The following is a 25,795-nucleotide window of genomic DNA, read 5'->3' as shown; positions in this document are numbered from 1 at the left end:
TGCGGAATGTCAACTTCCGATTAAATCAGGGGCGTTGAGTGACTTGATGTGACGTGCTCATGTCGCCAGGCTGTCACCTGGCGCCCATCCCCGCGATACCCGGCGCCGCCACGATGGCCACGCCCCGCCGGGGCCGCACGGCCACACCCCCCGCACCCAGGGAGCCCCTCATGGCACTCATACCCAGCATCTACGCGCGTCGAATTGGCGTGCTCGCATCAGCAGCCGCCCTCGCCTCGCTGACCGGCCTGCTCAACGCCCCCGCCGCCCAGGCCGCGCCGCCCGCCCCCATCAGCGCCTCGGCCGCCCGCGCCTACCTCGCGACGGTCACCCCGAAGACCGAGGGGTCCACCAGCGGCTACAGCCGCGACCTCTTCCCGCACTGGAGCACCGTCTCCGGCAGCTGCAACACCCGTGAGACCGTCCTCAAGCGGGACGGTGTCAATGTCGTCCAGGACTCCGCCTGCGCCGCCGTGAGCGGAAGCTGGTACTCCGAGTACGACGGCGCCACCTGGACCGCGGCCTCCGACCTCGACATCGACCACGTCGTCCCGCTCGCCGAGGCCTGGCGTTCCGGTGCCAATTCCTGGACCACGAGCAAGCGCCAGCAGTTCGCCAACGACCTCACCCGCCCGCAGCTCATCGCGGTCACCGACAACGTCAACCAGGCCAAGGGCGACCTCGACCCCGGCAAGTGGCTGCCCTCGCGGACGGCCTACCGTTGTACGTACGCACGGATGTGGGTCAACGTGAAGCAGTACTACGGCCTGAGCATGGACTCCGGCGAGAAGACGGCCCTGGTCACCATCCTGAACGGCTGCTGACCAAGCCGGCCGATCTTTCCCCCGCCAGGGGGAGGCGTGGCTCCCCCCACCCGTCGTACCGTGATCGATGGGGCTACGGAGGAGGGGGAGTTGCATGGCCGGACTGCGTCTGGGGCCGCTGCTGCGCCACGTCGACTGGGACACGGGGCGGTCGGCCACGATATGGGTCGAGGCGGACCGCCCGTGCACGGCCGAGGTGCGGTGCGCGGACGGGGCGGGCGGTAGTGCGCGCACCTTTCAGATAGCCGGTCACCACTATGCGCTGGTGCCGGTGACCGGCCTGACCCCGGGCGCGACCACGGCCTATGAGGTGCTGCTCGACGACCGGCCGGTGTGGCCGCTGCCGAAGAGCGGCTTCCCGCCGAGCACGATCACCGCTCCGGCCGTGTCGGGACCCGGCCGGCCCGGGCCCGGGCTGCGCGTGACCTTCGGCTCCTGCCGGCAGGCCGCGCCGCCCGCGGGCCGACACGGGCCGCACGGCGCGGACGCGCTCGACACCCTCGCGGCGCGGCTGGCCGCGGACCCGGAGGCGGTGCGCCCGGATGTCCTGCTGCTGCTCGGAGACCAGGTGTACGCGGACGCGCTGTCGAGGGAGACCCGGGCGTGGCTCGCGGCCCGGCGGGATCTGCGGGAGCCGCCGGGCGCCCAGGTCGCGGATTACGAGGAGTACACGCGGCTCTATTACGAGTCCTGGCTCGACCCGGAGATCCGCTGGCTGCTGTCGACCGTGCCCAGCCTGCACATATTCGACGACCACGACGTCATCGACGACTGGAACACGAGCGCGGCGTGGCTGGCGGAGATGCGGGCGACGCCGTGGTGGCGCGAGCGTGTCCTCGGTGGACTGATGTCGTACTGGGTGTACCAGCACCTGGGCAATCTCTCCCCCGCCGAGCTGGCGGCCGACGCGGTGTACGAGGCGGTACGAGGGACCCCTGACGGTACGGACGTGCTGCAGGCCTTCGCGTCCGCGGCGGATGCCGATCCGGGGACGGTGCGCTGGAGCTACCGGCGTGACTTCGGTAGGACCCGGCTGCTGATGGTGGACACGCGGGCCGCGCGGGTGCTGGCCGAGGACGGGCGGGCGATGCTCGATCCGGTGGAGCAGGAGTGGCTGCGGGAGAACGCCTTGGCCGGGCACGGTGGTTACGACCATCTGCTGATCGGGTCCTCGCTGCCCTGGCTGATGCCGCCGCTGATCCATGACGCCGAGACGTGGAACGCCGCGTTGTGCCGCGGCGAGCGGGGGCCGCGGTGGGCGCGGATCGGGGAGGATCTGCGCCGGCGCAGCGATCTGGAGCACTGGGCGGCGTTCCCGGCCTCGTTCGCGGCGTTGACGGATCTGATCGAGGAGGTCGGGACGGGGCCTCGGGCGCCGTCGACGGTGTGCGTGCTGTCCGGGGACGTGCATCACGCGTATGTGGCCGAGCCTCGAATACCGAGTACGGCGCGGGTGTTCCAGCTGACGTGCTCGCCGGTTCACAATTCCATCCATACCGCGGTGAAGTGGGGTTTCCGGCTGGGTTGGTCGCGGACGGGGCGGTGGCTGGGGCGCGGTTTCTCCCTGCACGGGCGTACGGGGCGGCCGCCGCTGAACTGGCGGCGTACGGGTGGGCCCTGGTTCGGGAACCAGCTGATGACGCTGGCTCTGTCGGGGCGGACGGCTCGGCTGCGGCTGGATCAGGCGCGCAAGAAGCGGGAGGGGGCCGTGCTGGTGACGGTGTTGGACCGGGAGCTGACGGCGCCGGCCGAGTAGGGGATGCGGCGGGCTCCGGCGGCGCGGTGGTTTCGTTCCGGGGCCGTACCCGGGGAAGGGGCTCGGGAAGGCATCCCGGGCGGGCGGCCTCGGCCGGTGTCCGTCCCGGCGGGCGCATGGGCGCGCCCACCGGGTGGGCGCCCCGGGCATCCGGGATGTGGGCACCGGGCGTACGCTGTCTGGCTGTCAAGCCGCTCCTGCCGCTCCCCCGCGACGTCGCGGCGCTTCGTGTCGCTTCATGTCGTTTCGTGTTGCAGCACGTCAACCGGACTGGGGAGTCCCGTTTTGTTTGAGACGCTGGGATCGCTGACCGCGAGCCCATGGATCTACGCCCTCGTGGCGCTGTCCATCGTGCTCGACGTCTTCCTCCCGGTGCTCCCGAGCGGGGTCCTCGTGATCACCGCGGCGGCGGCCGCGGCGGCCGCCGGGGCGGCGGGTCCGGTGCCGGTGCCGGTGCCCGAGCAGGTGCCGGACATCCTGCTCCTGCTCGTGATCGCGACGACCGCGTCGGTCTTGGGGGACATGGCGGCGTTCCGGCTGGGCCGGCGCGGTGGAGCGCGGCTGGACCGGGCCATCGCTCGTTCCCGCCGGCTGACCCGGGCCCATGAGCGGCTCGGCACCGCCCTGGCCCGCGGTGGTGGCGCCTTGGTGGTCATCGCCCGCTTCGCCCCGGCGGGGCGCTCGGTGGTGTCCTTGGGTGCGGGCAAGACCCAGCGCAAGGTGGCGGAGTTCCTGCCCTGGTCGGTACTGGCGGGTATGGCCTGGGCCGGTTACAGCGTGGCCCTCGGGTACTTCGGTACGCAGTGGCTGGGCACCCAGTGGCTCGGTACCGCCCTCTCGGTGGTCGCCCTCTTCGCCGCGGGCGCCCTGGCGGCCTTCCTGGTCCGCCGTCCGCCGCCGGCCGCGGCGACGGCCGCGTAGGCGGACTCCGCTCCCCGGCCCCTCCCCCGGGCGGAGCAGTGACTCACCCGTTCACCCGGCCCCGATCGCCGCGCCCGGGTTGGGCTCCTAGCGTCCTCAGGACGGTGCGCAACCGAATGCGCGTCACATCCGTGGCCCGGCCGCGCCGTTTCGACGAGCCGAGGAGTCCTCTCCATGCCCGCCAAACCGCCCGCCGCACCGCCCACAGCAGCACGCCGCCTGATGACCGTCGCGGCCGTGACCCTCATCGCCGCCGCCGCCCCCGCCACGGTCGCGTACGCCATCCCGTCCGCCACCGTCTCCCCCACCGCCGTCGCCCCGGGCGGCCGGGTCGCGCTCAATGTCGCCGGATGTGGGACGCAGGTCGCCCGCGTCACCTCGACCGCCTTCGGCGAGGCCCGGCTGACCCCGGGCAACCAGACGGCCGCGAGCCTCATCGGCAACGCCACCGTCTACAACAACGCCACCCCGGGCGCGCACCGCGTCGTCTTCGAGTGCGGTGGCCCCGGCGGCGAGCGCGTCACCCTGTCGCTGCAGGTCACCACGGGTGCGGCGCGTGGTGGGACGGGCGGCAGCATCGGTTCGATGAGCCCGGGGCAGATCGCCCTCGGCAGCGCCCTCACCGTGGGCGCGCTGGGCGCCGGGGTGTGGGTGATGCGCCGCCGCGCCGCGGCCTCGTAGGCTCGGCCCGGGTCATGCCGGGGAGGCCTGGCCCCGTACGTGCACCCCGTCGAGGAGCGCCGCGGTGGCTTCGGTGACGGCGTCCACCGCCGCGTCGAACACCTCACGGTTGTGTGCGGCGGGCACCCGGAATCCGGACACCTTCCGTACGTACTGCAGGGCGGCGGCGCGGATCTCTTCCTCGGTCGCCTTCTCGGGGATGGCGGGCGGGCGCAGAGTCTTAATGGAACGGCACATACCCCTACTATCCCGCTACCGGGGCAGCTCGGCCCCGGAAAGTTTCATGATCAAACCGGCTTGGAGGCGGGCCCTCAGCCCCGGGTCCTCGACGGTGTCCAGCAGCTCGATGGCCTGCTGGGTCGTCTCGGCTGCCCGCCGGTCGTCGCGCAGCGAGGCGGTCTGGTCGGCCATGTGCCGGAGCGCGATGTCGGCCCGTCGGTGGAAGAGCTGCCCGATCAGGGTGATGACCAGCCCCGCCGAGCTCGTGACGATCCCCAGGTAGAGTTCCCCGCCGCCCTCGGCCTTCCAGACGGCCAGACCGACCCCGAAGAGCAGGATCGCCGCCCCGACCGCGGCGAACCGCTGGCTGGTCGCGAAGCTGCTGCGCGCCTGGGTCAGCCCGTAGGCGTAGTACTCGACGAGGATCGGTGTGAAGTCGTCCCGCCGCTCGCCGCTCTCGGCCGCGGGGTGCTGCATCCCCCCGACGTCCTGGAATTTTCCCCCGCCGGGCAGGGCGGTGGGCCGTTGCTCCGGCTCGGCGAGGCTCGCCAGCAGTCGCGTGCGTTCCTCGTCCCGCTTCCGCTCGAACCCCAGCCCCCGGGACCGCTCCATCAGCGCCAGCACGCCGGCGACCACGGCCACGACCAACCCACCCCACGCGAGCTCGCCCATCCCCCGACGATCCCACGCCCCGAAGCGGAGGCCAAGGGAGCCTCCATCTCCCCAAATGCGGATGAACCACCCCGAACCTAGAATGACCGAGGCATGCACCTGTCGCCGACGAGGGAGATCACGACCATGGCCAAGCGAGGCAACAAGCGTCGGGCCCGCAAGAAGAAGAAGGCGAACCACGGCAAGCGCCCCAACGCCTGAACCGAAAGACCCCCGACCTCACCGGCCGGGGGTCTTCGCCCGTCAACTCCGGCGGGTCAGATCGACGGTGGTGCCGCCGCTGAACATCGAGTCGTGCAACTCGATGCGCGCGGGATGCGCGTCCTTCGGGATGTCGAAGACGACGATCCCGTCGACGACGTTGCCGGGGTTGATCTGTTCGAGGAACGACTCGCTGCCGTCGAGATGGATCGCCGCGGCGGTGTCCGCGCTGTACTTGTTGCCGTTGCGGTCGATGAGCTCCTGGTCGGAGCCGTCGAAGGTCTGGGCCCTGTCACCGATGTTCTTCACGGTCATGTGGACGAGGAAGAAATGCCCTTGCGCGTCCTGACCGTACGCACCCCCGATGTTGCGCACCCCGGGCTGCAGCCTGGTGACGGTGAACTCGAACTTCCCGTCCCGTACCGGCGTCCCCACCCCGGGCGGACGCGCGGCATCGGTGACGGCCTCGGCTCCGGTCGGGGCGGGCGGCGGCGGTGCGACCGGCTCCTTGCCCGCGAAGGATCCGGCGATCCCCAGGACCACGAGCCCGGCGGTGACGGCCATCAGCACGGTGAGCAGTCGATGCCGGGCGAACCACCCGCGCCGATCCGGCGGACGCTCCGGGGCAGGCCCCCACTGCGGTGGCGACTGAGGGCTCATGGCGACCTCCGGGCTCAACCTTGCGGCGGATCCCGATTGTCCCGCCGCCGAGCTCTCCCGGCATTCCGAGCCCGAAACCGGCCTCGTGCGGCCGGCACACCGCCGAGGGTGGTGCGCCGGCGGCGAAAGCCCCTCGGCCGGGGCGAAGCGGTCGCGCTAAGGGCTGTCCCGTAATCCCCGGTGGGTCAGCGCGCGGCGTCAGATGCGGTGCATCGCAAGGCGGAGGGTCGTCCTCATACTGGGCGTATTTGGGCGATCCCGACAACGCGGCGAGGTGCCGTAGCTGGCGCCGCGCGCCCGCCGGGGATTACGGGACAGCCCTTAGGGACCGGTCGCGGCGAGTGCGGAACGGTTGGCGTCGATCTGGGCCGCCAAGTCGTCCAGTGAGCAGTGGACATGGGCCCTGGGAATCGGTTCGAAGTCCTGAACCCGGGCCGCTGCGGCGAGGTGGTCGGAGGGGGCGATGCCCCAGCCCTCGATCCGGCTCCAACCGGCCTGGACCTCCGCGGCCTGCCCGTCTTCCGACGAGACCCGCAACCAGGCCGTGCACTGGTCGGAGAAGTCGAAAGGCAGGTAGGCGACGCCGCCGACCTTCCTGAGCGCCGCGATCTGAGAACTCCACTGTTCCAACAGGCGGGCGAGCCTGGCCCCGAGTCCGCCCCGCGCGGTGGGTTCTTCGTCCAGGCCGATGTAGTAGGAGTCGCATTTCTGCCGGTACGAGCCGATGCGCAGCCTGAGGTCGTTGTGCGAGCCCTTGGTGGACACGCGATCGAAGTGCAGAGCGATTCCTGCGGACACAGCGGGCTTCCTTCAGTGCGAACGTGCGGTGAGGCGTCGGCCGTTTCCTGGCCGTTCCCGTCAGGGGTTCGAGCGCAACAGGTCCAACTCGCTTCCGATCGCCTCGCGCAGTCGGTCGTGCTGTGGGCCGAGCGCGTGCTGCTCGTCGCTCCAATGGGTGCGGGGATAGAGCCACACGGGCTTGCGCACCAGGTCGGACGGTTCCCATGAGAAGCGCGGCCATACATGCGCGTGCAGGAAGCCGTCGGTGTTGCCGAGGATCTCCAGGTTCACGCGGCGGAAGGCCCCGTCCAGCCGGCGGCAGGCCCGTTCGACCGCTTCTCCGAGTTGCTCCATGTCGGACAGGAACGCCATCCGCCTGTCCCGGGGCAGGTCCGACAGCCTCTCCACGGCCGGGTCGTCCGCCAGCAACACCGAGTAGCCCGGCAGGAACTGCACATCGCCGATCGCCGCGAACCCGGCGTCCAAGCGCCTGAGCACCGTGGGGTTCTGCCCCCGCAGCGCGGTTCCGATCCGGTCCTTCCGCCAGTCACCAGTCATGGCCAGAACCTATCCGCCAGTGATCACGAACCCCACCACGGCACGCCCTTGTGCATGCGACAGCTTGCCGTCCAAGCTCGGCACTCAAGAGAGCCCTGACATCCCACTGACCCACCAAGGCTCAAGAGCAGCGTCTGCAGCCTCGACCACCTGCTGTTCTTTCCAGACTTCGACCGGTGCTGCCGTGGAACCGGCAGCCGTGAGGCGGTGGCACCGAAGCCGCGCCGGGCAGGCTCGCTGCTGACGCGCCGGCGAACTCACCGACGCGTCAGCAGCACGCCACCTTCGGTGCGGCTGGGGCCTGAATGGGCACACGGTCAGCCGAGAGGCACTCCAGCGTCTTGCTCAGTAATCGACAGAGGGTGGATCCAGAGTTCTGATCTCCCTGTTGAAGAACTCTTCGAAGTCATCCGCACGCTCGTACAGCGCATTGAAGCCGTTCGTGGTCTCCTGGATCAGCGCTCTATCAGCGAAGCGATTGGATCCCATCGCGTTTCCATCGTCATCATAGAGCACCTCATACATTGCAACATCTCCGAGGATCACCACCTCGGGAACACGATGATTCTCCTCGATCTCTGAGATCTTCCGAGCATCGAGAACCCTGATGTTGTCACCTAGTTCGACGCGCAGGCGCAGGACGAAGAGCTCCCATTGCACGTACGGCGTCACCGGGAACTCCACCACACGAAGGCGACGCTCCAGAATGCCCAGGCGATCCGCCTTCTGGAATTGCTGCGCGTAGATGCCGCGCTTTTCCTCGATCAGAGAAAGCGAACGCTCCCAGTCTCCGACAGCGAAAGCCTCCCAGCTGGAGAATCCGCGCTCCTTGAACTCTTGCCCTCGCTCAAGCTTGTTCAGGTACGAAATCCCGCTCTCATAAATCCGGCGGAAGTCCGCATGGTACGCGGGGCGATCCATGCGTTCGGAGACCCCATGTGGGAACGAGTCAAACATTCGGGATATCCTGCTTCGCTGCGATCAACATGTTCCTCGGGATGACGACGAGCCGTTCGTCGGGTCCGACGGAAACCCCAGCCGGCAGCTTCTTGCCCAAGGACTCTGTGAGGTCGCGGCCGATCACGGCGACGTCTCCGTCTTCGAGTTCCCAGATGTCCGGGCAGTCAGGGGTATCGGTTGTGTTTCCCAACTCCTGCGGCGATTTCCCGAGGCGTCTCTTGAACGTCGTGGTCGGGTCGGCTTCCCACGGCCTGCTCATCACCATCGCCCCCTCGACTGGTCCAGCATTTGGGTACTGTAGCGCCGTACGCAGCGGCCCAGCCATGCCCTAACAGGACATGGTGCAGATTGCAGGAGTGGCACCCACTTGCCCCGTCCGACGAGAGTGCAACCGCGAGGGGCATGGAGCGCACATTAGCAAATGCGGGCAGACGCGGACGGTTCGATACAAAGTTCGATAATCCGATCGCTTAGGTGGGGAGAGTTGTGGATCCGGAGACTGCCTTACTGGCGCAGAGCGCTGGAGTCACACTGGTCACATTGATGACGACCGATGCCTGGGAACGTACGCGCGAGGGGATTGCTCAGTTGTGGCGTCGAATGCAGCCACACCGAGCCGAGGCTGTCACCGCCGAACTCGAAGCCACCCGTGCCGATGCCCTGACGGCAGGCGAGGCCGACGACCAGGAAACACTCGACGAACTCCACAGGGAGTGGCAGGGACGACTCCGGCGCCTGCTGGCCGTCCATCCAGGTGCGGCGGTGGAACTGCGCAACCTCCTCGAAGATCTTGGGTCGGCGGCTCCACCCACGCCCGCTGTCACCCAGCACGCCAGCGCTTCCGGCCACGCTCGGATCTATCAGGCCGGACGAGACCAGTACAACGCTGAGCGATGACAGGCGCGATGGACGGCCACGCCGAGGACTCCGGCCGCGTCTACCAGGCATCAGGCGACCAGCACATCAGCGAGCACCACCACCACTACGGCGAAGAGGCGGCTGCGCGCGGCGGCCCCGACTCTGTTCGCCGTCCGGCAGTCGGTCGACCGCCGGTCGTTCTACGCGACCGCTATGAGGTGTTGGAACGGTTGCGGGCGGGGCGCAGCGGGGAACTCTACGTGCTCTATGGCATGGGTGGCTGCGGCAAGACCGCTGTCGCCTACACCTTCTTCCAGTTGGCCACCAACGAATGCGGCAGAGTGGGCCTGTGGGTCAGCGCCTCCGACCGGTCGAGTCTGCGTGCAGGCATGCTCGCCGTCGCCGCAGACCGCGGTGCCGAAAACGGCGAACTCCTAGCTGCTCGGAACGGGCTCCGTCCCGCCGCCGATCTTGTCTGGCAGTACCTCGACCGCTCCACCGATCCCTGGCTGCTGGTCCTCGACAACGCCGACGAGCCCGAGATCTTCCGTGACGGCAGCTGGCTGCGCACAAGCCCACGCGGAACAGTCGTGGTGACCACTCGCCGGTCGGCCACCCGCTGGTGGCCGGGCGCGGAACTGCAGCACATCGACGTACTGCCGCGTGAGGACGCAGCGCGGGTGTTGCGTGACCTCGCTCCGCACAGCGGTACGCATGACGAAGCAAACCAGATCGCGGAACGGCTGGGTCGGCTGCCGCTTGCCCTCACGCTGGCAGGCGGATTCCTTTCTCAGCAAGTGCTCGATCCCTGGACGATGGAAACCTATAGGCGCCGTCTCGAGGAAGACGAAGGATTTGATCTCATCGACCAGGGAGCCGATGCCTTGTCGCTGGAGGATCCCCGGCACCTGGTCCGATTGACCTGGCAACTGACACTCGACTCATTCGAGAGCCGCGGCCTGCCTGAAGCAGCGGCCCTGCTGAGGCTGCTGTCGCGCTTCGCCCCCGAGCCACTGCCCTTGTCACTGCTCAACCGCGAGGAGGTCAGCAGCGCCCTTCCCCGCGCTCGCTGCGAAATTGCGCTGAGAGCGCTACTCGACCAGTCTCTGACCGAACTGGTCGACGTCGGTGTGCGCTGCACACAGAGCCATGGGGTGCTGCTCAACAGTGTCGCGGCTGCGACGCCGCCCGAGATGGTGCCTGGCCTCGATGGCACGGCAGTCCGCCTGCTCGAGGCGACCGTGCCAACCGTTGTGGATGCGGGCCCGTACGATCCGATGAATCGGCTGCTGGTGCCTCACACGCTTGTCCTGCTGCGACGCGGCAGCGATCTGCCGACAGTGACCACCGCGCTGGTTGTAGCCGTCAGACTGTGCACCGCTTTGCACCGTACGGGCGACTACCTGTCTGCCTGGGAAACAGCCCAGACCGCTGCAGACCTCGGCGAGCGGCGCCTCGGTAAGGACCACCGTCTCGTACTGGCCGCCCGCTCCAGGGCAGGCCGGGCACTCTTTCGACTAGGCAGGTACAACGAGGCTGAACTACTGCTCAGTCGTATCCGCGAGGCGCAAGAGCGACTGTTCGGGGCCGACGATCCTGACACGTTGGACACCTGCCACGGCCTTCAACTCGTCCTCGGAAACTTGGGGAGGCGAGAGGAGGCCGTCTCGCTCCTCCGGTCGACGGTTGCCGGCAGACAGAGGGCATTGGGTTCTGCGCACCCACTCACATTGCGCTCTCGCTCAAGCCTGCTGGTCCTGCTGTCCGCGCCTGAGATCCGTGCGGAGGAAGACGGCGCCCTGTTGGCTCTTCCTTCGGAGTGCATCCAACACCTGGGGCTCGATCACACAGTGACCTTGGGCGCCTGCCACAACCACGCCTGGGCGCTTTTCGGCCTGGGCCGGTTCGACGAAGCCGAACAGGAGATACGCCTGGTCGTCGAGGCATACCAGCGACGTTTCGGGTCTGACTATCCGAACTTGCTGTCGGCCCAGCAGCTGCTCTCCCGCATCCTGGCTGCCAGGGGCGACGTGAATGCAGGAATCGAGATCATGCGAGAGGTCACGGCAAAGCGGGAACGAAGCTTGGGAGTTGACCATCCATTCACCGTTGCCAGTCGCCAACTTCTAGGGGCGTTCAGGTCAGGACAATGACATCCCACCGGAGTCCGACCGGTATGTGGGCATACGTCATCGCAGGGTGCGTTCGGCCGAGGAGCGGGGGAGACCGATGGTCCGGCTGTGCGACGCGCGGCAGCGGGCCGCAGCTTTGCTGACCGTCGCCGGCGTTTCGTTCCTGCTCGGCACTCGCAGATCGCCGTAGCCGCGAGCGTCTGCACGCACGTCGTCCAGGGCACGCGGGGCGAGGCTGCTGTTTACCTGCCGTCCCCGGGCTCAGGTCCTTCGAGTGCGGTTCGCCGGCTCGGCCGATCGGTTGCCCAGCGGAGGACGGCATCACGGACCGCCGCCAGGGAAGCCGACCGTGTCCGATCGCGCCCGGCGGCCGTGTCCGCTCGGTGTTCCACCTCGTAGGTGTCGTCCTGATCGAGCAGGACGTGGATGTACGAGTCGCCCTCGTCGGGGTCGGTCAGTCGCTGGAGAAGCAGGTGCTCCCTCTTCCGCAGCCCGGCAAGCATCGCCTCGATGGTGGCGGCATCGGGGTCGCGCTCCATGCGTCCGTGGACCAGTGCGACGAGCCTGATCGGCCCGAGCCCCCTCCGCCTCTGCCCTTCCCGAAGCCATTCCTGCTCCTGGTCGGTCAGCAGGAGCGGCGGTACGGGAGGCCCCTCGGGGTCGTAGACGGCGATGGGGTCGTTTGGAGCGGACCACGACCCGACGGTCCGCAGGCGGTAGACGTGGACGTCTCCCTCCCCGGGCGACACCGTGACCAGGTCCGGCGCGGGAGGACCAGGAACGCAGCGGCCCACGTCCTCTCCGTACGGCCACCGTGAAAGAGGGCGTGCATCCATCCCTTCGGCGGTCTGCCGGTCACGTCGAAAACGTCCTCCACCGTTCCCCCTTCGACGGTGTTGATGTCGGATGCGAATGCCAAAGGCCCCCAACCGTGATCGGTTGGGGGCCTTTTGACCGGTGGGCGCGGACGGTTTCGAACCGCCGACATCTGCTTTGTAAGCTCGTCTAGGACCACGCTGTGGGGCACGCGAGTCACCGATACGCGGAGCGGCGGCCGTGTCTCACGTCGGTCAAGGGCAGCGATCGTTTGGCTACGTTGCCGTCAGGTATTGCCGTCACGCCAGACCGAACGCCCAACAGGGAACGCGCGGCCATGGAAGGGTGGAGCGACTCTGCACTGAAGGGGGAAGCCATGTACGTTCCGTCGGACGGGCCCGAAGACCGATTCGTGCCGGCGCCCGGCTGCCCTCATCGGCTGCACCTCGTCGAATACGCAGGTGGTCTGCGGCTCTGTGAAGACGAGACCGGGCTGCTGGTTGGCCCGACTGATCGACGGCTTCAACGTGCTGGGCTCTACTTGACCAATGTGCGAGGGGTCAACTACTACCCGGGGGCAGCGCACCGGGCCGATCTGAGCCCGGGGCGCCCGTTGCGGCTGGTACGCGAGCCGGACAATCCCCATGACCCGTTCGTCGTGGCCGTGTATCCCAACTACGGCAAGGAACCCATCGGCTACGTGAACAGGCAGAAGGCTCGTCACTGGTCCAAGGTAATCGCCGACGGCACACGCCTCACAGCGGTGAGCTTGCGCGGGACGGGGCCGGGAAAGGATTGCGATGCTGTTGCCGTCTTGGCCGCTGCTCCGGAGGTAGTGGCCCACCTCATGTCTCCCCGGCCGGCTGATCTCCCTAAGCCCGCCTACCTCCACTAGGGCCTGTCCGCGCGTATCGGTCTCACCGGCAGATCGTTCGACACGGTATGGGGCAAGGCGAGCTGGCGGCCGATCCGTCCACGTGGGCGCGGCCGCGGGAACCGGCACCCGAACAGGGCAGCACTCCGAGGGCGCCGTCCAGCCGACACTGCTCGCAGGCTGCCCCTCAGATATGGGCATAACGAGGCAGCGCTGGCCGCCGCCATGGGCTGCTCGACGGACAGCGGCCAGCCAAGTGGATGCCGCAAGGCATCGGGTTCCGATCAGTACCTGGGAACCCGCAGCGCTACTAGTCGGTTCGGCCCTAATCTATCGGCCACCGGGCACGATCAGAACTGCGGGGGCACCGTGGCAAGAGACGCAAAACACGAATCGGTTGTATCGGACTGGTGGCTCCCTGGAGGTGAACCTGGCGACGGAACCCCAGGCACCTATTCGATCCTCCCGACTGGGAGCAGTTTGATTCGACTTCACCGCGCCCTGGGTGGGGAAGAGGACTTCTTCTCGGACGCAGCCACACTGCATCCAATAGTCCATGGCATGGTTTTCGGGAAACCTGTAACCCTTGTCGATGTGCGGACTGCTAAATGGCGCTGGGGTATGGGAACTCAGGCGGACATTGAACTACGCCCCCGTCTGGCTCTTGAAGGCCTTCTGCTCGACGAAGGCGAACTGCGACTAACTGAGGCAAGGGTTCGAATCCAGGGACAAGATGACTGGATTCTCTCTCCGGGTATCATCACGAAGCGGAGTACAGATGGATTCGTGGAAACTGTGACAATTCCGAGGCTCCAGGAGAAGGTTTCCTGGGTTACCGGCGGGTGCGCGACAATCAGGGACGCAACCGAGTGGAGCGCGAACGGCGCCGAGGCTTCCATATCGAGGAAGACTGAATTTCATTTCCTGTTTGAAAATCCCATACCGCTTGCGGATTTCTTCGAAACTCAGCTGCGTGGCCTACAGGTCCTCATGACCATGATTCGAGGTGAGCGATGCGGAATTGAAAGCCTGCATTTCACTGACTCGACATGGGAAATTAACGGTGAGGTGTCCGCACGTCCACACTGGGTCACGGCGCGTCTCCGGGCGCCCGAAAGCATGACGCGCAAGCGTTGGGGGGACCTCCTGCTGCCGTATGAGCTATTCGATTGGGAGTCCCAAGCGCCTGCGGTGTTCGATGTTTCGGCTGGCTGGGCTTACGCCATCGAACAATGGGCGCTCCTACTCGACGGGCGCTTCATCTGGCCGGTCGCGCGGTTCTCAACGGCCGCGTCAGCTGTAGAGGCGCTGGATAGGATCCTAAATCCCCCCGCAAAAGCGTATGCCCCAGATGAGCAACTCATCGAGAGGGTGAAAGAAGAGCTGCAGAAGACTGACCTTGAAAAGAAGGTTAGGAAGCGGATTCTATCTGACCTGAAGCGTCCGACGGAAGCGACTCTGGATCAGCGAATGGAAAGGCTCGCTAATATAGCTCCAGCCGCCATGAAAGAGGTGATCGATCAGCCTTCGTGGGCACGTCGCACGGCCCGACTGCGTAACGTTGCGAGCCACGGTCTAGATTCATCCAAGGAATTTTCGCGCGATACGAGGGCGCTCGAATGCGGGTCAGAGATCCTCCTTCACCTTCTGGAGTGCGCCTTCCTCTATCATCTAGGCTTCACTCCCGACCAAATACACAAGATAAAGAGTGGGCATCCGGGCACCTGGCAACGTAAGCAGATCGTAGACGAATGCTTCAATTTGCTGCCTGAGATTCCGGGGCAAGCCGCAGTCGTCAATCTACTTAAAGCGGGCTCTGGCGATTCGAACTAGGTCGGCCGGTCCGCCCTGCGGCAGGTGCTGACGCGACTGGCGAACGAACGGCTCATCAAGGCGCACGACCGCAGCTCCTACAGCTCACCCAACCGGGCACATGACCACGGGAACAGAGTCCTCCCCGACACAGGAGACACTCCCAAGGTCAGCGCTGATCCGCTCGCGTCCGATGGTGTTGGCGTGCAAGGTTACCGTCAGACAGCTCGCCGTCATGCATACGACTCCGAACCCGGATCAGGGCTACTCCAGGAGGATCTCTTCAGGGCGCCGGTTCGTAACCGCGGTTTCTCGGCCGGTCAGTATGTGCTCGATGCAGGCTTCGAGGTCTCCGCCGTGATCGTCTCGGGCCATGCCTCTGAGCTCCCGAGCCAGGTCGAGTCCATTGACCAGGACGATCGGGTACTGGTCCTCGACCATCTCCGTCTGTGCGGGCACAGAATAGGCGCCGGTCGTGACGTACACGCCGATCCAGCCGCGCCTGAGCCGGGCGACGACGCGAGCAATCTGCTCGGCAGCGACCAGGCTGTCGGGCTTGACGCACTTGGCTTGCCCGAGGACGACCAGGCTGGTGCCAGCCAGTCCGCTGCCGATGTCGAGCCGGCCCACGAAGTCCGCTCCGCCGTCACCGGACCTACGGGTCAGCCACCCCTCGACATAGCTGTTCCCGGCCCCTCGCAGAACGCGTGCCGCGACCGCGGAGGCTATGGCCTCGAAGTCATGCTTGCGGCCGTCGAAGTACCTATAGATCAGCTCCAGGTCCTTGGCCTCGATGGTCTCCGGCCTGGGTCGCTGCTCGGGCACCTTGGTCACCTTGGCCCGGGCAACCCGCCGGCGGATCCTGGGCAGGGCCGAGTTTCCGTGTTTGACCCACTCACGCCAAGCCCTCGGAGCGAGTTCGAGCGTCGCTGCATCGGTCACGGCCTTATCCCTACGGGAGTCGATCCATGCCCAAGAGACCTTGTCGTCCTCGTCCGTGAGGTCGATGAGGGCGATGTCGTAGACGTAGTTCGTGAACGTCTTGTGATCGATGCCGCCCCACTGCACCAGTCGCTCAGCCCGCTCGATGATGCCCAGCCCGCAGAACTCGACATGCCCCTTGACCTTGCCGCTGCGTGAAACCGCACGGAACAGCAGCAGCGGGATGGCGGTTGCCCGCTCCTCCGGCGTGTGCCCTTGATGGCCGGTGAAGGCATCAAGCAGGGCCGCATTGCCGTTGGTCGTCCCAGGAGCGACAGTGGTGGTGGCCTTGTGGTCGCCGAAGTAGCGCACGTGCCCGTTGTCCATGTCGAACACGTCATGCCAAGGAGTCTGCTCGGTACCTGCCTTCCAAGGACTCGATCGGATGAGAATCACCGGCCGTCGCGCGCCGTCCGGCGCCGCAACCTTCGCCATGCCGTTGATCCCGGCTTCCAGCAACGCTCGCGCGAGCTCCGGAGAGTGAGTCACGTGGTGGAAGTTGGGATACCCGTCCAGCACCGCTGGCTTCGGATCCTTGCCGGTCGCGTAGCGATACACCTGACCAACATGCAACTGACCACCCACGTATACCCCCACATCACAACCAGCCTGACGATCTTCATCGACAGTAGCGGCCAGCGCTGACAGGCGACGGAAGCTTCGCGCCATAAGCTTGGGAATCCCCGCTCTGCCGCACTGATCACGCCCCTTGACCTGCTCGTTCATGGTGATCGACGGGTTGCTTGACAGGGTGTCTGTGACCGTCGTTCACCGCAGGTGTCCGCCTGATGTGGTGCACAAGTGGTGCGGGTGACGTGCCCCAACGCTGACAGCAGAGGCAGAACCTAGTCGTTTACGCCCAAGACGGCGCGGGCCTGGTTGATGAACGCGGTCATAGCCTCACTGTGTTCCCGTCTGTGTCGATCGAGCAGCGGACCCAGTGCTGGACGCATGCAGTCGATGATCAACGCTGATTGCTCGTCCGAGGTCAACCCGGGGAGCTGTGAGACAGCTGAATCCGCTTCGCCGAAGAGAGTCACCATGTCCATGTCGTCCGCTTGGGCTAGGCACGCCGCGCGGTAGGCAGCTAGCGCTTCCCGAGCCCGGCCGACTCCCACGTATTCCGGCATCAAGGGGTTCATGTTCGCCAGGTGCTCCCTGGCCCGCTCAGCTTCGGCTCGATTCCGGGCAAGACCGGCGAGTTGTTGTGCAGTCTGCACGACATGGGTTGAAGCGGCGGTGAGGGCTGCAGGGGCAACAAGCTCGACGGCTCCCTGAGCGTGGAAGAAGTCGTTGTAGGCACGGTCAATAGCGTCGGTGCCTGGCTCCCTATACAGCTGGTCCAGAGTTCGGGTGAACTCCCGCGTGGTGCGGAGCAGGTCGGCTATTGCCCTGGTCCTCTGGTCTCGCAGGGCGGCGGCATGGGCAGCAGCAGCTGCCCGATCAGTCTGTTCCCGGACAGCCTGGAGGGTTGCCGTGGCGGCTGTCTCGGCGGCCTCCTTGGCGGCCTTGGCCTGTGCAACGCCGCCACCCGCCTGGACCTTAGCGCCGAGCCATGTGCCAGCGAAGGCGACCACTCCCGTAAAGACGGCGAGCAGGATCGTTGCGTGCTCTTTGAGGAAATCCATCACGACCTTGATCCTGCCTTGCACCAGAAGTAGGAGGAGTTACCGCGCGAAAACGCGGCGTTGGGAATGTGCGTCAGGCAGGAGAGCTGAGGGCGTTGGCGACCTCCTGCATTCCTAGCACCACCACGTCCGCGCCGGCGTCTTTCAGTGACACCAGCTTGGTTTCCTTGTTCGCGTACCCGACGCTCCTCGCGCCGGCCGCATGTGCTGCTTCGATGTCTGTGACCGAATCGCCCACGAGCACGGCGGTGCCGGGTGCCACTCCGAAAGCCGACGCGGCGGTGCGCAGCAGGTGCGGCGATGGCTTCATTAGGTCAGGTCGCAGGGTGGGGCGACCGATGATCTCGTCTACAACGCCCACGATCCCGTGCAGAGCCAGGTACTCGCGCACGCACTCGGTCGAGTTGTTACTCACGATGGCGACATGCTGACCGGCGTCGCGTGCTGCGTGGAGGGCCTGAACAGACCCCACGGTGGGGCTCCCAGCTACTTTCACAGCCCTGACCTCCGCCGCTGTGAGGGCACCTTCCACGGCCGCGAGGACTGAACCGCCACCCTGTTCCGAGAGGCGATGAACCTCCATCGGGTCATCTGTGCTTCGTGCGGCAGCCGCTAGGGCTGGTGCCAGCGTGGAGAGCAGGTCTGCCAGCTCCTCGGCGATGCCAGGCGCTGGCAGGCCTCGGAACACGTCACAGATCGGGCCGTCGAAGTCGAAGAGGATCGCCTTTGACGTGCCGAGCACGGCACTGAGTGCGTCAGCTTGCATCGGCATTGGCGTCCCTCGCGATCGTCTCCCACACGCTGTCGAACCACATCCGAGCCTGCTCCACCTGCTGCGCTCCACTAGAGGAGTCGCCCTCGTTGACCGAGTGGTGGAAGAGGATCGTGTCCTTGCCGACGAGGTCGTAGATCTCGATGGCTTCGCCCTGAGCCACCACCTTGTTCGGGCGGATCGGGTAGTAGCCGAAGAATGCGTCCTCGTTGTTGATCACGTACAGCTTGAAGAACTGCGTCCCGCTGTGGACGCGGACGTCCACGCTGCTCTCCTGGACGAGTCCGAGGTGGCTGAGCTCGCTTATGGCGTCGGAGATGCTCCGCGTGTAGCCAACCATGATGTCGTGCATGCGGGCGCGCAGCCGAGGGTCATCGGCGCTGTCCTCCCGGCGCACGGGAGCTGCCTGAGGTACCGCCATGTCGGGGACCAGGATGCGGATCTGGATGCTCGACGGGGTCAGGCGCCCCACGCGGATCTTGTCGAGAGGCTCTTGCAGCGCTCCGTGCAGCGTCTCGCTGGAGAAGCCTGCGAAGTCGATCGTGACGTTGCGACTGGCGAAGGCCTGCTCGACGTACGGCCGTAGTCCGGCCGGCCGCTCAGTGCGGTTCCGGACGAACACGCCACTGCCCTTCCGGGAGACGACCAGGCCTTCGTCCTCCAGGTCCCGCAGGGCCCGCTGAATCGTTGCGCGGGCGAAGCCGAAATGGTCCGTCAACATCTTGTGCGACGGCAGTCGCTCACCAGGGGCCAGCTTCCTCGTTCGGATCGCGGCACCGAGGCTGCGCGCGACCTGTTCGTACGGCGGCCGATCGTCGTCCGGGTCCAGGGGCTCAAGCGCGAAGGTCATGGCTCGATGTTACGGCCAACCTGACTATTTGGGCAGCCTGGCTAGCCATCTCTTGACGTGACTAGCCAGGCTGGCTACGTTGTTCCTGTGCCCACCGGGCTAGCCAAGTTGGTCAGGCTGGACGGGTGGCCTGTGCCTTCATCGGTGCTGGTCAGGGGCGCTGAGGCCTTCGGGCCGAGGGTGCCGGAAACCCTTGTCAGCCGGACGGCGAGTCTCTGCCTACAAACGGGAGCGCGCTCCCGAAACGAGACACCAAATTGCACGTGATCAACCCTCCGCAGCGATTTCAAGCAGCGGCCGGTTGCCTCCTCCGCCCGTCTCGTACGGGCGGGGTCGAGGGGAGCCGGAGATCTTCCTGCTTCACCCCAACGCAGTGCAGCCCCCGGCGTTCCCGCGCCGAGGGCTGCTGAGTCCCGTTCCTGTGTAGAAGGAGCAAGACCCATGAAGTCCATCGCTGCACTTCAGGACCTCGTTACCCCGTGGTCCGACGGTTTGGAGCCGTCGGACGCGGAGCTGGACGCGATCGAGCGCGAGATGCCCCTCATCCAGGCGCGCGTCGAGTTGCTCGACGCGCAGATCACCGTGCTGGACCGGACGCCGTCCGTGCTGGATGAGCGCCGGATCCGCCGGGCCCGCAACCGGGTCCTCGCCGCCCGGCGGGACCTGACCAACCAGGCCGCGGCCGCCACCGGCATGGCGGGCGGCGCCGCATGAAGACTCCGACGATGGCCCTGTCTGCCATGGGCGCTCCGCTGATGGCGTTGCGGATCTTCGCCGACGAGTTCCGGCACCTGCCGGCGCCGTGCGTGTCGATCTCCACGATCTCCCCCGACCTGCTGGAGCTATCGTTCCACGACGATGCCGACGGGTTCGAGATCTGGTGCGAGGCACTCAGGATCCGCCCCGGAGCGGTGCAGCACAGCGTTCACGGCGACGGCCGTACCGGCGTCATGCAGGCGGTGACGAACTACTCCGGCGGCCCCGTGAAGCTGATCTGCTTCACCACGATCCCCACCCCGGAGGAGACGCGTTCACGGGCGGAGGTCGACTCATGAACCGTGTTCAGATCCGTTCATCCGAGCGCGCCCTGTCCGTCGGCACGTGGCTGATCGTCGGCGGAGCGATGCTGTACTCCGTCCTCACCGTCACCCCGCTGATGGCCGCGCACACGCCGGCCGAGTGGCGGTGGACGGCCCCGATCCTGCCGCTCGTGGTCGACGCCGCGGTGGTCATCGTGGTCCGTCTCGACTCCGTCCTGGCCCGTCTCGGCGGGCACGGCGGGGCCTGGCCGGTGGCGCTGCGGTGGATGACCGGCACCATGACCCTCGCCCTGAACATCGGGGTATCCGCCCTGGCCGGGGACCTGGTCGGGGTCGCCGTGCACGCCGTCGCACCGCTGCTCCTGATCGTCACGGCGGAGGCGGGGCTCGCCTACCGGCGGGCCCTGACCGCCGCCGTCCTGGCGGTGGAGGCCCGCAAGCGGGCCGAGCAGGACGCCCGGGACCGGGCGGCGGCGGAGCGGGAGGAGAACCGGCTCCGGGCCGCTCGTGAACAGCGCGAGCACGACGCCGCCATCGCCCGTGAACAGCGTGAGCACGAAGCCACCCTCGCCCGCGAGGAGGCCGACCGGCAGGACCGCATCCGGCGCGAGGCAGCCGAGCAGGCGGAAGCCGCGCAGAGGGCGGAGCGGGAAGCGGCTGAACGCCGTGAACAGATCCGTGAACAGCAGCAGGCCGAGCGTGAACGCCTCGAACGCCAAGCCGCCCAGCAGCGTGAGCTGGAGGCCCAGCAGCGGGCCGAGCGTGAACGCCGTGAACAGGCCCGTGAACAGGAGCGGCTGGAGCGTGAACGCGCCGCGCTGCTGTCCGCCGGTCCGCCGGACGAGAAGCTCGCCGAGGACCGGGCCCGCCAGGTCGTACAGGCCGCATTCACCGCCGGCCTCGCCGTCCGGGTCGCCGCCGAGCTGACCGGCTGGTCCGTCGGCTGGGCCTCCAACCGCTACCAGGAACTCCGCGACAACGGCTCCACCCCGGCCCGGGAAGGAGTAGGCGCGTGACGCTCTCGCTTCGCGCTTTCAGCTTCGGGGGTGGCTGGCAGTCCATGGCCGCCATGGTCCTCGCCGCAACCGGCGAGATCGACTACCGCACGTTCCTGATGGCCAACGTCGGGAACGACTCCGAGAACCCGGCCACCATGGCCTACCTCGACGAATACGCCCGCCCCTACGCCGAGAAGCACGGCCTGGAGCTGGTCCTCCTGGACCGGGTCATGGTCCGCTCCAAGGAGACACGCACCCTCTACGGGGAGCTCACCAGGCCGGGGTCGAGGTCGTTGAAGATCCCGGTGCGGATGAGCAACGGGGCCCCCGGCACCCGCTCCTGCACCGCCGACTACAAGATCAAGGTCATCGGCCGTGAACTGAAGCGCCGCGGCGCCACGAAGGACCGGCCTGCGACGGTCGGGATCGGTATCAGCCTGGACGAGATCGGCCGGGCAAACAAGCGCCGCTGCGAGCCGTACGAGGACATCGAGTACCCGCTGCTGGAACGCGGGATCCGCCGGATCGACTGCGCCCGCATCATCCGCTCCGCCGGCCTTCCCGTACCGCCCAAGTCATCGTGCTGGTTCTGCCCGTTCCACCGGCCCGAGGCCTGGCACGACATGCGCCGCGAACAGCCCGAACTCTTCGAGAAGGCCTGCCAACTCGAAGACCTCCTCAACGCCCGCCGCGACGCCCTGGGCAAGGACCACGTCTACCTGACCCGCTTCGGCCGCCCCTTGCGGGCCGCGATCCCCGACGGCGTCGACACCCTGCCGTTCGACGACACCGACCCCGGATGCGACTCCGGCTGGTGCATGACCTGACCACGCTCCGACCCCGCGCTCGCGCTCTCCATCCGACGCATGAAGGAGTCTCTCGTGCCTCGCCGCACCCGTACGAAGGCCGCCCCTTGGGCTGAACCTCGCACCGTTCACATCCCCCGCCAGCGCGGACACCGCCAGGGTCCGCAGGTGATCGTGGTCGTTTCCGACGAACCGACCCTCACCGCCCGCGCCGCCGATGCGACGGGCCGTTGGCTGTGGAACCACCGCCGGACCTGGGCCCCGACCGGCCTCGCCGCCGTCCTGCTCGTCCTGACCGGGCTGGTCCACCTCATCGAGCCCCACACCTCATGGTTCCTGGCCCCGCTCGCCCTCACCCCGCTCGGGGTGTGGGCGTGGACCGCCCGGCGCCGCCCGGCCACCTCCCGCACCGCCCGGACCTGGCGTGCCCTGCTCACCGCCGCGGTCACCACAGCCGTGGCCTGGGTGCCGGTGGCCATCTGGTTCGGCCCCGCCCGCCCGGCCGTGGCCCTGGCCTGGGCGCTCCTGACACTCACCGCGCAGGTCGCCTGGCTCATCGCTCGCCGCCTGACCACCACCACTGTGAAGGAGACCCGCTGATGGCCGGCACCTCTAACGCGAACTGGGGCGCCAACGGGCCCGGATACAAGATCACCGGCCGTCGGCAGCAGCCCCGCCCGCAGCGCCCCCGCTCCGCGCCCCGCGCGGGCGCCAACGGCTCCCAGACCAAAGTCAACAACAAGACGTTCTCCCCCGGGTTCACCCTCAACGTCAACAGCGGAGGCCGCGGCAGCGGCGGGGGCGGCGGGTTCGCCTCCCCCAACGGGTCTGGCGGGGGTGGGCGTCAGCCGCAGTCGCTGCTGCCGGCACCCGAGTTCACCTCCCCGGCGCAGGTCCGCCAGTACTGCAACAGCGTCCGCGCCGCCGGCGTCGCCCTCTCCATCGAGGTCGCCATGGGCGCCGAAATCCTCAAAGCCACGTTGGCGCAGGTCCCCGACCCGAACGGCCGGATCGGCGGTTCCCGGATCCGGGCGGCGAAGGTCGCCCGGAAGATGCAGCGCGCCGCCGATGCCCTGCGGGACGCGGCGAAGAACGCGGCCGCGACCTATGCCCTGTTCCAGCAGGAGTACGAGGAAGAACTCAACCGCGTCCGCCACCGCGCCCGCCCGCCCCAGCAACCGCGCATGGACTGGGGCCAGCTCTAGCAAGAAGGGAGAAGCATCTGATGGGCGAGCACAAGCACACAGTTGAGCAGCAGTACGAAGACCAGCTCCGCGGATCCTCCGACGGCTCCGGCGTCACCGCGTACGTCTTGCACCGGGCCAAGCCCCACCTGCCGCCCTGGCTCGCCGCCGGCGGCCTCGGCCTCGCCGGAGCCCTCGGCAGTCTGCAGTGGCAGGGCAGCGCGGCGGCCGGGGTCGGCCTGACCCTGGCATCCGTCGCTCTGACCGGCGTCACCTGGTGGGCGGGCAAGGCCACCGGTCAGCAGCGTCGCCTGCACTCGGCCATCACGGTCGCGGCCGGCTCGGCCTGGCTGACCGGGGCCTGCCTCGCCGGACCGGCCACAGGTCCGCTGCCGGACCTGTATCTGATGGGCGGGCCGGCGCTGGCCCTGTCGTGGAACATCCGTATGGTCCTGCGCCGAAACGTCGACGGCACCCCGACCGGCAGCACCGACAAGGGCCTCCTGGAGAAGGTCGGCCTCGCCCGTGCGCAGATCGGGGCGACGTCGGTGGAGCCGAACCGGGTCACCGCGAAGATGATCCTGGAGGCCGGTGAGCAGACCAACGAGGACGTGTCGAAGGTGCTGCCGCGGCTCGCGTCCGCACTGGACCTGCCGACCTCAGCGGTCCGATACCTGGGCGACCCGGCTTCGGCGCGCCGCGGGGAGCTGGTCATCGTCCCCGAGGACATGCTCGCCCAGGTCGCCGACTGGCCCGGCCCGTCGAGCCTGGGCGGGAGCATCGCGGAGCCGCTGGTCATCGGCCGCTACGACGACGGCTCACCCCTCGTCCTGTGGCTGCCGGGCGACCCGGAGCGCAACCGCAACGCCACCCACGTCCTGATCGCGGGTGGCACCGGCTCGGGCAAGGGCGAGACCGCGCTGAACCTGATGACGGAGATCCTCTCCCGTCGTGACGTCCTGCTGTTCGTCAGTGACCCGAAGATGTTCCAGGACTTCCGCCCGCTCCTGCCCGGCATGGACTGGGCCGCCGAGGGCGGCCCGGACACCGAGGTCATGGTGGAGGCCATCAAGGCCGTCATTCCCGCCCGCACCCGCTGGCTCGGCGCCCACGGCTACCGCCAGTGGGTACCCGCGGCGGCCGAGCGGCAGACCGACCCCGCGCACTCCTGCAAGCCGGGACGGGCCTGCGGCTGTGAAGGGATGCCGTTCCTCGTCACGTGGATGGAAGAGGCCGCGAACACGCTGCGGCTGATGGGCGACGACGCGTTCACCGGGATCGCCCAGGAAGCACGCTCCGCCGGCGTCGCCCTGATCATCTCCCTCCAACGTCCCTCCTACGACCAGATGTCCACCAGCACGAGGGCGTCCCTGCCGTCCGTGATCGCCCTGGGCTGCGACCCCCGCGACGAAGGGTTCTCCCTCCCCGACTCGGTGATCGACGCGGGCGCCCACCCGGGCGCGTGGGGGAACCGGCGGCCGGGCTACTGCTACGTCGTCTCGCCCGGCATCCGAGAGGACCGCTACCCCTCCCCGGGCCGCACCTTCGCCATCCCCCACACCGCCATCCCGACCATGGAAGCCCTCGCCCGATGGGCACAGGCGAACGGCGCCACCGCCGACCCCATCACCGCCGGCGCCGCACGCGCGGTCGCCGGACAGAACTACACCGGCCGCCCCACCGAGGGCAGCGACCCGGCACCGCGGCCGACGGCAGACGAGGAAGGGCCCGGCATGGAAGCGGAACCCCAGGGCCTGCTGACCGACCCCGAGGATGGGGGCATCGATCCCGAGGCCGAACTCCCCGACGGGCAGGACGGTGACGAGACCCCTCTGTGGGAGTCCCCGGGCTACAAGCCGTCGCCGGCGGAGGCTCGCGAACTGTTCGCGCGGGCTCTGGACGACTTCGAGACGGCCGGGCAGATGGTCGTCGGACCGAAGGACTTCATGGACTGGTGCGACCGACACAACCTGTCCCGCCCGTGGGTCTCCGAACGCCTCAAGGAGGCCGCCCTCGACGGCCGGCTGGAGCCGACCTCGGCGACCGGCCGGTGGCGGATCGTCCCCTCCCTCATGGCCGCCTGACACCTGACACCCCCTGACACCGTCAGGGCCCGTGACACCCGAACCCCTAGGCAAACCCGCTGTCAGACCACCTGACACCAGCTGTCTGACACCGCCTGACACCTGTCCCTGACACCCCACCCCGGCGGGACCGCGCCACCCACACGGCGCGGTCCCGCCCCACGCCCGGAGGCATGCACATGCCCCACGAACCGGCCGTCCACCACCCCACCCCGATCACCTGGCCCCCCGCGCCGAACCACCACACCGCGGCCCCGCTGCCCGTCCTGTCGACCGGTTCGGGCATCGCGTGGGTCACCCTCCCCGACGGCACCCGCACCCTCGCCTACACCCACCCCACCCACACCGATGTCCCGGCCGCACCGGCGCCCCCGGCCGCCGTTCCCGCGTGGGCCAAGACCACCGCACTCCTCGCCCCGACCGTCGGAGGAGGCATCGGGGCAGCCGGAATCGGAATCAGCTACGCCGCCCCCGGAGTCCTCGCCATGGCCGAAGCCCTCTGGGCCCTCGTCGCCCTCATCGCCGCCGGCACCGTCCTCCCCCTGATCCTCCGCCCCGGCCGCAGGACACGCGGCCGGGGTGCGGCGCCGGTCCAGCACATCACCCAGCACGTCACCGCGTCCGGCCTGTTCGGCCGGGCCACCGGAACCATCAACAACCGCTGAAACGCGAAGGCGGCCCCCCTCACGCCAATGACGGGGCCGCCCTCATCCAGAACCCTCAAGAAC

Annotated in this window: 29 protein-coding genes; 17 read left to right on the top strand and 12 right to left on the bottom strand. The window is 68.0% G+C overall.

What is annotated here, in order from left to right; genetic code table 11:
- Positions 1-179 precede the first annotated feature (179 nt).
- The 4 genes from ACWG52_RS25755 to ACWG52_RS25740 all read left to right on the top strand — a co-directional run bounded on the left by ACWG52_RS25755 (position 180) and on the right by ACWG52_RS25740 (position 4,182).
- Positions 180-824: an HNH endonuclease family protein gene (locus ACWG52_RS25755; RefSeq protein WP_389816762.1), complete on the top strand. Its 645-nt coding sequence runs from the start codon at positions 180-182 to the stop codon at positions 822-824.
- Between the two features lie 94 nt (positions 825-918).
- A complete protein-coding gene (locus ACWG52_RS25750) occupies positions 919-2,580 on the top strand; it encodes an alkaline phosphatase D family protein (protein WP_389816620.1) in 1,662 nt (553 codons plus the stop codon).
- Positions 2,581-2,865: 285 nt separating this feature from the next.
- A complete protein-coding gene (locus ACWG52_RS25745) occupies positions 2,866-3,501 on the top strand; it encodes a DedA family protein (protein ID WP_030757731.1) in 636 nt (211 codons plus the stop codon).
- Positions 3,502-3,675: 174 nt separating this feature from the next.
- Positions 3,676-4,182 carry a hypothetical protein gene (locus tag ACWG52_RS25740; protein ID WP_389816623.1) on the top strand — a complete coding sequence of 169 codons (507 nt, stop codon included), beginning with the start codon at positions 3,676-3,678 and terminating at the stop codon, positions 4,180-4,182.
- Between the two features lie 12 nt (positions 4,183-4,194).
- Here the strand turns inward: ACWG52_RS25740 and ACWG52_RS25735 are convergent, their stop codons facing one another.
- Together ACWG52_RS25735 and ACWG52_RS25730 are read right to left on the bottom strand one after the other, a co-directional pair.
- A complete protein-coding gene (locus tag ACWG52_RS25735) occupies positions 4,195-4,419 on the bottom strand; it encodes a DUF2277 domain-containing protein (RefSeq protein ID WP_390140160.1) in 225 nt (74 codons plus the stop codon).
- 15 nt (positions 4,420-4,434) lie between these two features.
- Complete coding sequence (locus ACWG52_RS25730) at positions 4,435-5,073, bottom strand: TRADD-N-associated membrane domain-containing protein (RefSeq protein WP_389816628.1); 639 nt, start codon at positions 5,071-5,073, stop codon at positions 4,435-4,437.
- Between the two features lie 126 nt (positions 5,074-5,199).
- Between ACWG52_RS25730 and ACWG52_RS25725 the strand changes: the two genes are divergently transcribed.
- The gene (locus ACWG52_RS25725) at positions 5,200-5,274 is read left to right on the top strand and encodes a 50S ribosomal protein bL37 (protein ID WP_100661309.1); all 75 of its coding nucleotides are present in this window, start codon (positions 5,200-5,202) and stop codon (positions 5,272-5,274) included.
- A 42-nt stretch (positions 5,275-5,316) separates the two neighbouring features.
- Here ACWG52_RS25725 and ACWG52_RS25720 read toward each other — a convergent pair whose 3' ends face one another.
- The 5 genes from ACWG52_RS25720 to ACWG52_RS25700 all read right to left on the bottom strand — a co-directional run bounded on the left by ACWG52_RS25720 (position 5,317) and on the right by ACWG52_RS25700 (position 8,491).
- Positions 5,317-5,934, bottom strand: coding sequence for a DUF4352 domain-containing protein (locus tag ACWG52_RS25720; RefSeq protein WP_389816631.1), 618 nt, complete (start codon positions 5,932-5,934; stop codon positions 5,317-5,319).
- A gap of 321 nt (positions 5,935-6,255) precedes the next feature.
- Positions 6,256-6,732: a hypothetical protein gene (locus ACWG52_RS25715; protein WP_453126058.1), complete on the bottom strand. Its 477-nt coding sequence runs from the start codon at positions 6,730-6,732 to the stop codon at positions 6,256-6,258.
- Between the two features lie 60 nt (positions 6,733-6,792).
- A complete protein-coding gene (locus ACWG52_RS25710; RefSeq protein ID WP_453126056.1) occupies positions 6,793-7,272 on the bottom strand; it encodes a diadenosine tetraphosphate hydrolase in 480 nt (159 codons plus the stop codon).
- Positions 7,273-7,617: 345 nt separating this feature from the next.
- A complete protein-coding gene (locus ACWG52_RS25705; RefSeq protein ID WP_389816639.1) occupies positions 7,618-8,229 on the bottom strand; it encodes a DUF6879 family protein in 612 nt (203 codons plus the stop codon).
- Positions 8,222-8,491: a hypothetical protein gene (locus ACWG52_RS25700; protein WP_389816642.1), complete on the bottom strand. Its 270-nt coding sequence runs from the start codon at positions 8,489-8,491 to the stop codon at positions 8,222-8,224. The genes ACWG52_RS25705 and ACWG52_RS25700 overlap by 8 nt, the downstream gene beginning before the upstream one ends.
- A 284-nt stretch (positions 8,492-8,775) precedes the next feature.
- Here ACWG52_RS25700 and ACWG52_RS25695 point away from each other — a divergent pair, with 284 nt between their 5' ends.
- Positions 8,776-9,129: a hypothetical protein gene (locus tag ACWG52_RS25695; RefSeq protein WP_389816644.1), complete on the top strand. Its 354-nt coding sequence runs from the start codon at positions 8,776-8,778 to the stop codon at positions 9,127-9,129.
- Entirely contained in the window at positions 9,126-11,243 is a 2,118-nt protein-coding gene (locus ACWG52_RS25690) for a tetratricopeptide repeat protein (protein ID WP_453126054.1), read from the top strand. The genes ACWG52_RS25695 and ACWG52_RS25690 overlap by 4 nt, the downstream gene beginning before the upstream one ends.
- Before the next feature lie 221 nt (positions 11,244-11,464).
- Here the strand turns inward: ACWG52_RS25690 and ACWG52_RS25685 are convergent, their stop codons facing one another.
- Complete coding sequence (locus ACWG52_RS25685) at positions 11,465-11,761, bottom strand: hypothetical protein (RefSeq protein ID WP_453126052.1); 297 nt, start codon at positions 11,759-11,761, stop codon at positions 11,465-11,467.
- Positions 11,762-12,375: 614 nt separating this feature from the next.
- On the opposite strand from ACWG52_RS25685, the gene ACWG52_RS25680 reads away from it, so the two are divergent.
- A complete protein-coding gene (locus ACWG52_RS25680) occupies positions 12,376-12,933 on the top strand; it encodes an HIRAN domain-containing protein (protein WP_453126051.1) in 558 nt (185 codons plus the stop codon).
- A 204-nt stretch (positions 12,934-13,137) separates the two neighbouring features.
- Positions 13,138-14,745, top strand: a complete 1,608-nt coding sequence (locus tag ACWG52_RS25675) for an ApeA N-terminal domain 1-containing protein (protein ID WP_453126049.1) — start codon at positions 13,138-13,140, stop codon at positions 14,743-14,745.
- Between the two features lie 243 nt (positions 14,746-14,988).
- On the opposite strand, the gene ACWG52_RS25670 is transcribed toward ACWG52_RS25675, so the two are convergent.
- From ACWG52_RS25670 to ACWG52_RS25655, 4 genes are all read right to left on the bottom strand, one after another.
- On the bottom strand, positions 14,989-16,431 hold the full coding sequence (locus ACWG52_RS25670) for a restriction endonuclease (RefSeq protein ID WP_453126047.1): 1,443 nt from the start codon (positions 16,429-16,431) through the stop codon (positions 14,989-14,991).
- Positions 16,432-16,550: 119 nt separating this feature from the next.
- Entirely contained in the window at positions 16,551-17,336 is a 786-nt protein-coding gene (locus ACWG52_RS25665) for a hypothetical protein (RefSeq protein WP_453126045.1), read from the bottom strand.
- Positions 17,337-17,406: 70 nt separating this feature from the next.
- Complete coding sequence (locus tag ACWG52_RS25660; protein WP_453126043.1) at positions 17,407-18,099, bottom strand: HAD family hydrolase; 693 nt, start codon at positions 18,097-18,099, stop codon at positions 17,407-17,409.
- Positions 18,089-18,955 (bottom strand): GntR family transcriptional regulator, encoded by an 867-nt coding sequence (locus tag ACWG52_RS25655; protein ID WP_453126041.1) that lies wholly within the window; start codon positions 18,953-18,955, stop codon positions 18,089-18,091. Before ACWG52_RS25655 ends, ACWG52_RS25660 begins: the two co-directional genes overlap by 11 nt.
- Positions 18,956-19,396: 441 nt before the next feature.
- Between ACWG52_RS25655 and ACWG52_RS25650 the strand changes: the two genes are divergently transcribed.
- From ACWG52_RS25650 to ACWG52_RS25615, 8 genes are all read left to right on the top strand, one after another.
- Positions 19,397-19,669 (top strand): DUF6284 family protein, encoded by a 273-nt coding sequence (locus ACWG52_RS25650; RefSeq protein WP_453126039.1) that lies wholly within the window; start codon positions 19,397-19,399, stop codon positions 19,667-19,669.
- An 11-nt stretch (positions 19,670-19,680) separates the two neighbouring features.
- Positions 19,681-20,010, top strand: a complete 330-nt coding sequence (locus ACWG52_RS25645; RefSeq protein WP_453126038.1) for a hypothetical protein — start codon at positions 19,681-19,683, stop codon at positions 20,008-20,010.
- A complete protein-coding gene (locus tag ACWG52_RS25640) occupies positions 20,007-21,011 on the top strand; it encodes a DUF2637 domain-containing protein (RefSeq protein ID WP_453126037.1) in 1,005 nt (334 codons plus the stop codon). Before ACWG52_RS25645 ends, ACWG52_RS25640 begins: the two co-directional genes overlap by 4 nt.
- The gene (locus ACWG52_RS25635) at positions 21,008-21,820 is read left to right on the top strand and encodes a phosphoadenosine phosphosulfate reductase (protein ID WP_453126035.1); all 813 of its coding nucleotides are present in this window, start codon (positions 21,008-21,010) and stop codon (positions 21,818-21,820) included. Before ACWG52_RS25640 ends, ACWG52_RS25635 begins: the two co-directional genes overlap by 4 nt.
- A gap of 147 nt (positions 21,821-21,967) precedes the next feature.
- The gene (locus ACWG52_RS25630; RefSeq protein WP_453126033.1) at positions 21,968-22,399 is read left to right on the top strand and encodes a hypothetical protein; all 432 of its coding nucleotides are present in this window, start codon (positions 21,968-21,970) and stop codon (positions 22,397-22,399) included.
- Entirely contained in the window at positions 22,399-23,004 is a 606-nt protein-coding gene (traA, locus tag ACWG52_RS25625) for a plasmid transfer protein TraA (protein WP_453126031.1), read from the top strand. The genes ACWG52_RS25630 and traA overlap by 1 nt, the downstream gene beginning before the upstream one ends.
- Positions 23,005-23,024: 20 nt before the next feature.
- Positions 23,025-25,067: a plasmid transfer protein TraB gene (traB, locus tag ACWG52_RS25620; protein WP_453126029.1), complete on the top strand. Its 2,043-nt coding sequence runs from the start codon at positions 23,025-23,027 to the stop codon at positions 25,065-25,067.
- Between the two features lie 179 nt (positions 25,068-25,246).
- Positions 25,247-25,732, top strand: coding sequence for a hypothetical protein (locus ACWG52_RS25615; RefSeq protein WP_453126027.1), 486 nt, complete (start codon positions 25,247-25,249; stop codon positions 25,730-25,732).
- Positions 25,733-25,795 lie beyond the last annotated feature (63 nt).

It is taken from the genome of Streptomyces sp. CLCI03 (assembly GCF_053615355.1).
Note: the sequence above shows the minus strand (reverse complement) of the source record. Positions and strands in the feature narration are given on the sequence as shown.